Here is a 7,781-nt window from a genome sequence, read left to right as displayed (position 1 = left end):
GGACTTCGTCATCTCAGTACTCCACGATATGCTGGGCGCTGACACCCACGTCGAGACCTTCGAACACACTGGACATGAAGCTGACCGGCATGAGGTCGGTTGCCGGGGTGCGCAGCCACGTGGTGACAAACCCGTCGGCGACCTCGGACCCGATGGTGATCGAGGCGTCGAGGTAGGCGAGACGGGCGAGGACGTAATCCTCAACCTCTTTCAGGTCCTGCAGCCGACCGAGGGAAAAGGCCCGGTTGCCGTCCTGAATGACGCGCAATATCTGGGATTCATTGAAGAACACCATCGATACATTGATGATGAAGCCAAGCAGAATCATGAACATCGGCAGCCAGATCACCGTTTCGATCGTGGCGCTGCCGTCCTCGTTCCGGCAAAAATGCCGACACTTCGTTGTCCAGCGATGTAACGCCCTGAACTTGGCGGGCTGACCAGTACACATTGTCCGAATCCTTCATGGCGGACTTCAGGCTTCGAACTTCCTTCATGAATCGTTCGAATCTGTGGCGGGATCGCGATGTTTTGAAGGAAGTTCCATCGCAGGGTCGCGACAATCCGGGGCGATTATCAAAAAAATCTGAACACATCTGCTGGGATAGCCGCCGTGGCTTTCCGGGGCGCATCCCCTAGACTCGGGTGTCATGCAATCAAGTGAGGAACCTTCATGTCAGCCCGCTATTATTCCCCGAAGGGTGGCCATCCCGGTCAGGACCAGCTGCTCACGGATCGCGCGATTTTCACGGATGCCTATGCAGTGATCCCGAAAGGAACGATGCGCGATATCGTCACCAGTTTTGTGCCCTTCTGGGAAGATACGCGGCTGTGGGTTCTGGCCCGCCCCCTGAGCGGTTTTGCGGAAACCTTCTCGCAATACATCATGGAGGTCGCCCCCGGCGGCGGGTCGGACCGGGCGGAGACCGATCCGGCGGCACAGGGCGTCCTGTTCATCGTCGAGGGGGTCGCCACGCTCAGCGTCGGGGGGCAGACGCATGAGTTGCAGCCGGGCGGCTATGCCTATCTGCCGCCGCGCTCTGGCTGGACACTGCGCAACGGGGGCGGCGAGATGCTGCGCTTTCATTGGATCCGCAAGGCCTATGTAGAGGTCGAAGGCCTCGATCAGCCCGATGTCGTCATCGCGAACGAGCAGGACATCGCGCCCACGGTGATGCCCGATACCAACGGCGCCTGGGCCACGACGCGGTTCGTCGATCCTGCCGATCTGCGCCATGACATGCATGTCACCATCGTGACCTTCGAGCCGGGTGGCGTCATTCCGTTTCTCGAAACCCATGTGATGGAGCACGGGCTCTACGTGCTCGAAGGCAAGGCGGTCTACCGGCTCAACAACGATTGGGTCGAAGTGGAGGCCGGTGATTACATGTGGCTGCGCGCCTTTTGCCCGCAGGCCTGTTATGCCGGGGGGCCGGGGCGGTTCCGCTACCTGCTCTACAAGGATGTGAACCGCCAGATGCCGTTGCGGCCGCTGACCTAGCCGTCCTGCCGGCTGGGCGCACCGCCGATGGCCGCCGATACACCTTTTGCGGCGGCCACGACGGCGAGGCTGAGGGTCTTCACCTGTTCCGGCCCGATCCGCGACGTGGGGCCCGAGACGGAGATACCGGCAATGGCCTCGCCATGGACATCGAAGATCGGCGCGGCGATGCAGCGCATGCCCAGATTGCGCTCCTGCCCGTCGATGGCGTAGCCGCGTCTGCGGACCTCTTCCAGATCGGCGAGCAGCAGGGCGGGTTCCGTCAGGGTATATTCGGTAAAGCGTTCCAACGGTGCGGCGGCGAGAAGCTTCGCGCGCCGTTCGGCGCCCATTTCGGCCATCAGCGCCTTGCCAATGCCCGAGGCATGGAGCCGCGACAACGTACCGGGGGGAAAGAAGGCGCGGATATTGGCGTGGGTTTCGACCTGGCTGACGAAGAGCACCTGACCGTTCTGTTCGATCCCGAGGTTCGCGGTTTCGCCCGTGTCTTCCATCAGGTGCCGCAGGAAGGGTCGTGCGCGTTCCACCAGGGTGGTGCGTCTGAGAAACCGGGAACCGATGACGAAGGCGCGGGGACCGACATGCCAGACCTGATCGGTCTGGTCGAATTCCACCAGCCCCTTGCCTTCCAGCGTCACGAGCACGCGGTAGACCGTCGCCGGGGACTGGTCGAGTTCATGCGCCAGCACGGTCAATGCCTTGCCGGCGGGCGCCTCGCTCAGAAACTCGAAAATCGCCAGCGCGCGGTCGAGGGACTTGATGGTGTTCTGGGCGGTCTTGTCGTCCCAGTCCCGGGGCCTGCCGCGCGATTTGCGGGCCTCCTGAAAGGTATTCTTCGGCAAAACCATAAGATGCATTCCGAAACAAATGAAAGAGCCTCTCATCATATGAAAAATGTAAGGTGCTGACAATGCGTCATTTTTCCCAGTGCGTGCAAAATGAAAAATAGTTTTAAAAAAGTATCGCCGTTGCGGCGGGGTCGGTAAATTCTCCTCAACATCCAGAGAAGGAGATGATCATGAGCTTTCAGAACCCTGTCTTCATTCCCGGCCCCACCAACATGCCGGAAGCCCTGCGGCAGGCCTGCGACATGCCGACGATCGATCACCGCTCGCCCGTTTTCGGTAAGATCCTGCATCCCTGCCTCGATGGTGTCCGCACGGTTCTGAAGTCCGACAGCGCCCGCATCTTCATCTTTCCCTCCACCGGGACCGGCGGGTGGGAAACGGCGCTCTCCAACACGCTGAGCAAGGGGGACGGGGTTCTGGCGGCGCGCAACGGTATGTTCAGCCACCGCTGGATCGACATGTGCCAGCGCCATGGTCTGGATGTGCAGATCGTCGAAACCCCCTGGGGACACGGCCTGCCCGCCGACAGATACGAGGAAATCCTGAAGGCCGACAAGGACCACAAGATCAAGGTGGTGCTCGCCACGCATAACGAGACCGCGACCGGCGTGAAATCCGACATCGCCGCCGTACGCCGTGCGCTGGATGCCGCGGGCCATCCGGCCATGCTCTTCGTGGACGGGGTGAGTTCCATCGCCTCGATGGACTTCCGGTTTGACGAATGGGGCGTGGATGTCGCCGTGACCGGCAGCCAGAAGGGGTTCATGCTGCCTGCGGGACTCGCCATTCTGGGGTTTTCCGACAAGGCGATGAAGGCCACCGAAAGCGCCACGCTGCCGCGCACCTTTTTCGACATCCGCGACATGCAGAAAGGCTATGACGCCAACGCCTTCCCCTATACGCCCCCCGTGGGGCTGATGAACGGGCTTAAACTGTCGCTCGACATGCTGCTGACCGAAGGGTTGGAGAACGTCTTTGCCCGCCATCACCGCATCGCCGAAGGGGTGCGCCGCGCCGTGGATGCATGGGGGCTCGACCTCTGCGCCGCCTCGGCTGACGTCTATTCCGACACGGTGAGCGCCGTCCGCACGCCCGAGGGGTTCAATGCAACCGATATCGTGAGTGTCGCGGCAAAGGACTACGGCATGGCCTTCGGCGTCGGGCTGGGCGAGGTCGCGGGCAAGGTGTTCCGCATCGGGCATCTGGGGATGCTGACGGATGCGATGATGCTGTCGGGTCTCGCCACCGCCGAAATGGTGATGGGCGACCTCGGGCTCGAGGTTGAGCTGGGTTCGGGCGTGGCCGCGGCGCAGGATTTCTACCGCCACGGCAACAGCTCCGGCAGGAAGGCGGCGGCGTGATGAGGGACGAGATGTATATCCCCAGCTATCAGGACATGCTGGACGCGCATGAGCGGATCAAGCCCCATATCCGGCGCACCGCGGTCCGGACATCGGCCTATCTCAACGAATTGACCGGGGCCGAGCTGTTCTTCAAATGCGAGAACTTTCAGGAGCCGGGGGCCTTCAAGGTGCGAGGCGCCTCGAACGCGGTGTTCGGGCTGGATGACGAACAGGCCCGGTTGGGCGTAGCGACCCATTCCAGCGGCAACCACGCCTCCTGCCTCAGCTATGCGGCCATGCTGCGGGGCATCCCCTGCAACGTGGTCATGCCGCGCACCGCACCGCAGGCCAAGAAGGATACCGTCGCCCGCTATGGCGGCAAGATCACCGAATGCGAGCCTTCGACGTCATCGCGCGAGGAGACATTCGCCAAGGTGCAGGCGGAAACCGGCGGCGATTTCGTGCATCCCTACAACGATCCGCGCGTGATCGCGGGGCAGGGGACCTGCGCGCGCGAATTCATGGAGCAGACGGACGGGCTCGATATGGTCGTGGCGCCCATCGGCGGGGGGGGCATGATCTCGGGCACCTGCCTGACGCTTTCGAACATGGCGCCAGAGGTGCAGATTATCGCCGCCGAGCCGGAACAGGCGGATGACGCCTATCGCAGCTTCAAGGCGGGGCATATCATTGCTGACGATGCACCCAAGACCATCGCGGACGGGTTGCTCGTGCCGCTCAAGGACCTGACGTGGCACTTTGTTTCGAACCACGTCACGGACATCTTCACCGTCTCCGAAGAGGAGATCATCGATGCGATGAAGCTGTCATGGAAGCACCTGCGCGTGGTGGCCGAGGCGAGTTCCTCGGTGCCGCTGGCGACGATCCTCAAGAACAGGGACCGGTTCGCGGGCAAGCGGGTCGGTGTGATCATTACCGGCGGCAATGTCGACCTCGACAAGCTGCCGTGGATTTGACCGAGGGCATTGGCCCCTCTGAACAACTGGAAGGATAGACAGATGAAAGACGTGAATTTCGATGACCTCGACGTCGGTTTCGACGCCCCCGCCGTGCCGGGGATGGACGAGGCGGACATCCAGACGCCCTGCCTGATCCTCGATCTGGACGCGCTGGAGCGCAACATCAAGAAGATGGGCGACTACGCCAAGGCGCATGGGATGCGCCACCGTGCCCATGGGAAGATGCATAAATCGGTCGACGTGCTGAAGCTGCAGATGGAACTGGGCGGCGCCGTCGGCGTCTGCTGTCAGAAGGTGAGCGAGGCAGAGGTTTTCGCGCGCGAGGGCATCAAGGAGATCCTCGTTTCCAACCAGGTGCGCGACCCGGCCAAAATCGACCGTCTGGCGCAGCTGCCCAAACTGAGCGGCGGCGAAGTCATCGTCTGCGTCGACGATATCGACAACGTCGCGGACCTGTCGGAAGCGGCGCAGAAACACGGCACCGACCTCGGCGTCTTTGTCGAGATCGACTGCGGCGCGGGCCGCTGCGGCGTGACCACCACCGATGCGGTGGTCGAGATCGCCAAGGCCGTGCGCGACGCCGACAACCTGACTTTCCGCGGTATCCAGGCCTATCAGGGCGCGATGCAGCACATCGACAGCTTCGACGAGCGCAAGGCGAAGCTCGACGCCGCGATCAAGCAGGTGAGCGATGCGGTCGAGGCGCTGAAAGCCGAAGGCATCGAGACCGATCTCGTCTCCGGCGGGGGTACGGGCTCTTACTATTTCGAGAGCAATTCAGGTGTTTATAACGAGCTTCAGTGCGGCTCCTACGCTTTCATGGACGCCGATTACGGTCGTATCCTCGACGAGGACGGCAACCGGATCGACGCGGGCGAATGGGAAAACGCTTTCTTCATCCTGACCAGCGTCATGAGCCACGCCAAGGCGGACAAGGCCATCGTCGACGCAGGGCTTAAGGCGCAATCGGTGGATAGCGGTCTGCCCGTGATCCACGGGCGCGACGACGTGGAATACATCAAGTGTTCGGACGAGCACGGCGTCGTTTCCGACCCCAAGGGCGTGCTGAAGGTCAACGACAAGCTGCGCCTGATCCCCGGTCACTGCGACCCGACGGCCAATGTCCATGACTGGTACGTCGGCGTCCGGGGCGGAAAGGTCGAAACGCTGTGGCCGGTGTCGGCCCGGGGCAAGGCCTACTGACGGGCCATCCAAAACGGTCTTTCGGGCGGGGAGGCCCGGAAGACCGCGAGCATCTACCATATCGCTCATCAAGGAGGAGATCGAAATGACCACGATAGACACGCATCACGTCGCCCATGGCGGCACGTTGGATCCCGAAGGCCACAACACGCTGAACCCTGTCGGCCCCGAGGAAAAGACCTGGGGCTGGTTCGCCATCTTCAACATCTGGGCGAATGACGTCCAATCGCTCTTTGGCTATTCGCTGGTGGCATCGCTGTTCATTTCCTTCGGGGTCGGCGGCTGGACCGCCTTTGCGGCGCTCATCACCGCCGGCCTTTTCGTCATGTGGATGGTGAACCTTTCGGGCGCCGCGGGCGAGAAATACGGTATTCCCTATCCCGTCTTTGCCCGCGCGAGCCTTGGCACCCAGGGCGCGAAACTGCCCGCCGTGCTGCGGGCGACGGTCGCCGTTTTCTGGTACGGCGTTCAGGTTTACTTTGCCTCAACCGCGCTGGCGCTGCTGATCCGGTCGCTCACCGGGGCGACAGGCGGGGCCGAGATCCTCGGGCTGACCGGGATTGACTGGCTTTCCTTCGTGATCGTCTGGGCGTTTCATATCTTCATCTTCTGGCGCGGCATGGGCTGGGTGGAAACCTTTCTGAACATTGCCGGGCCCTTCGTCTATTTGGTGATGATCGGTCTTGTCATCGTGCTGTGGCAGCGGGCGGACGGCCAGCTTCTGTCGGCCACGGCGACGATCTTTGCCAACCCCGAAGGCACATTCGCAAACGAGTTCCGGGGCTTCATTGCCATCGTCGGAACCATGGTGGCCTATTTCGCCGCCGTGATGATCAACTTCTCGGACTTCTCGCGCTACGCCAAGGACAAGGCGACGATGAAGCTCGGCAATCTCGCCGGTCTGCCGTTCAACATGATCCTGTTCTCCGCACTGGCGCTGCTGACCACTGCGGGCGCGGCGGTTGTCTTCGGAGAGGCGATCATCAACCCGACCGAGATCGTGGAGCGCACCGACAGCGTACTGCTGGGCGTCATCGCGGCCATCACGTTCTTTGCCGCCACGGTCGGTATCAACCTCGTCGCCAACTTCATTCCGGCGGTCAACGGCATTGCCAACCTCGCGCCCGACCGCATCAGCTTCCGCGCGGCCGGGCTGATCACCTCGGTCTTCGCGCTGGTGATCGGCGGTCTCTGGACCAGCTTCATCAGCCAGTTTGGCATTAGCGGCTTCGTCAACACGCTGGGTGCTACGCTTGCGCCGATCTTCGGGATCATGATCGTCGACTATTACTGGCACCGGAACGAGGAGTTGATCGAAGACGACCTCTACAACATGGAGGGCGGTGCCTATCACTATGAAAACGGCTGGAACACCGCGGCGGTCAAGGCATTCGCCATCGCCGCGATCTTCTCTGTCGCGACCGTCTGGGTGCCGTGGTTCGGCTTCCTTTCGGGCTACAACTGGGTCATCGGTGCGATCCTTGGCGGCGTCATCTACAACGCCATGGCCAGGAACCGCCGCGCGGCCTGATCCCTTCCCGGCGCGCGCCCGCGAGGATGCGCGCCGGTCCCTTTTTTTGCAAAATACCGGAGTTCCCATGCTGATCGTACCCGAACGTGAAATCGCCGATCTGATGACCCCCGAGGCCGCCTTTGACGCGGTGGAGCGGGTCTTTGCCGCCATGGCGGCGGGCGACGCCTACAACTTCCCCGTCGTGCGCGAGGCCATCGGCCATGAAGATGCGCTTTACGGGTTCAAGGGCGGGTTCGACAAGGCGGGGCTGACGCTGGGGCTGAAGGCCGGGGGGTATTGGCCCAACAACCTTGAAAAGCACGATATCATCAATCACCAGTCCACCGTCTTTCTGTTCGATCCCGATACCGGCAAGGCAAAGGCGATGGTGGG

Annotated in this window: 7 protein-coding genes and 1 pseudogene; 6 read left to right on the top strand and 2 right to left on the bottom strand. The window is 62.1% G+C overall.

What is annotated here, in order from left to right; translation table 11 throughout:
• Positions 1-13: 13 nt before the first annotated feature.
• Positions 14-451, bottom strand: coding sequence for a TadE/TadG family type IV pilus assembly protein (locus tag A3728_RS15695; protein ID WP_067925674.1), 438 nt, complete (start codon positions 449-451; stop codon positions 14-16).
• Positions 452-673: 222 nt separating this feature from the next.
• On the opposite strand from A3728_RS15695, the gene A3728_RS15690 reads away from it, so the two are divergent.
• Complete coding sequence (locus A3728_RS15690; RefSeq protein WP_067925671.1) at positions 674-1,501, top strand: bifunctional allantoicase/(S)-ureidoglycine aminohydrolase; 828 nt, start codon at positions 674-676, stop codon at positions 1,499-1,501.
• Here the strand turns inward: A3728_RS15690 and bhcR are convergent.
• Positions 1,498-2,349: an HTH-type transcriptional regulator BhcR gene (bhcR, locus tag A3728_RS15685; RefSeq protein WP_067925680.1), complete on the bottom strand. Its 852-nt coding sequence runs from the start codon at positions 2,347-2,349 to the stop codon at positions 1,498-1,500. The genes A3728_RS15690 and bhcR overlap by 4 nt on opposite strands.
• Positions 2,350-2,519: 170 nt before the next feature.
• On the opposite strand from bhcR, the gene bhcA reads away from it, so the two are divergent.
• The 5 genes and pseudogenes from bhcA to A3728_RS15660 all read left to right on the top strand — a co-directional run.
• Complete coding sequence (gene bhcA / locus A3728_RS15680; RefSeq protein ID WP_067925677.1) at positions 2,520-3,710, top strand: L-aspartate--glyoxylate aminotransferase BhcA; 1,191 nt, start codon at positions 2,520-2,522, stop codon at positions 3,708-3,710.
• Complete coding sequence (gene bhcB / locus A3728_RS15675; protein WP_067925668.1) at positions 3,710-4,669, top strand: beta-hydroxyaspartate dehydratase BhcB; 960 nt, start codon at positions 3,710-3,712, stop codon at positions 4,667-4,669. Before bhcA ends, bhcB begins: the two co-directional genes overlap by 1 nt.
• 42 nt (positions 4,670-4,711) lie before the next feature.
• Positions 4,712-5,875 carry a 3-hydroxy-D-aspartate aldolase BhcC gene (bhcC, locus tag A3728_RS15670; RefSeq protein WP_067925665.1) on the top strand — a complete coding sequence of 388 codons (1,164 nt, stop codon included), beginning with the start codon at positions 4,712-4,714 and terminating at the stop codon, positions 5,873-5,875.
• An 85-nt stretch (positions 5,876-5,960) separates the two neighbouring features.
• On the top strand, positions 5,961-7,406 hold the full coding sequence (locus A3728_RS15665) for an NCS1 family nucleobase:cation symporter-1 (protein ID WP_067925662.1): 1,446 nt from the start codon (positions 5,961-5,963) through the stop codon (positions 7,404-7,406).
• A 67-nt stretch (positions 7,407-7,473) separates the two neighbouring features.
• Positions 7,474-7,781 (top strand): annotated as a pseudogene (locus A3728_RS15660) (ornithine cyclodeaminase family protein); the annotation flags it as partial.

Source organism: Sulfitobacter sp. HI0040, assembly GCF_001634885.1.
GTDB lineage: Bacteria > Pseudomonadota > Alphaproteobacteria > Rhodobacterales > Rhodobacteraceae > Sulfitobacter.
The sequence above is the reverse complement of the archived record's forward strand: the minus strand, read 5'-3'. Positions and strand labels throughout refer to the sequence as shown.

Coding starts and splice junctions, on each gene's coding strand:
- A3728_RS15665 (WP_067925662.1), top strand. CDS start 5,961: ATGACCACGATAGACACGCATCACGTCGCCCATGGCGGCACGTTGGAT.
- A3728_RS15690 (WP_067925671.1), top strand. CDS start 674: ATGTCAGCCCGCTATTATTCCCCGAAGGGTGGCCATCCCGGTCAGGAC.
- bhcR (WP_067925680.1), bottom strand. CDS start 2,349: ATGGTTTTGCCGAAGAATACCTTTCAGGAGGCCCGCAAATCGCGCGGC.
- bhcC (WP_067925665.1), top strand. CDS start 4,712: ATGAAAGACGTGAATTTCGATGACCTCGACGTCGGTTTCGACGCCCCC.
- bhcB (WP_067925668.1), top strand. CDS start 3,710: ATGAGGGACGAGATGTATATCCCCAGCTATCAGGACATGCTGGACGCG.
- bhcA (WP_067925677.1), top strand. CDS start 2,520: ATGAGCTTTCAGAACCCTGTCTTCATTCCCGGCCCCACCAACATGCCG.
- A3728_RS15695 (WP_067925674.1), bottom strand. CDS start 451: ATGTGTACTGGTCAGCCCGCCAAGTTCAGGGCGTTACATCGCTGGACA.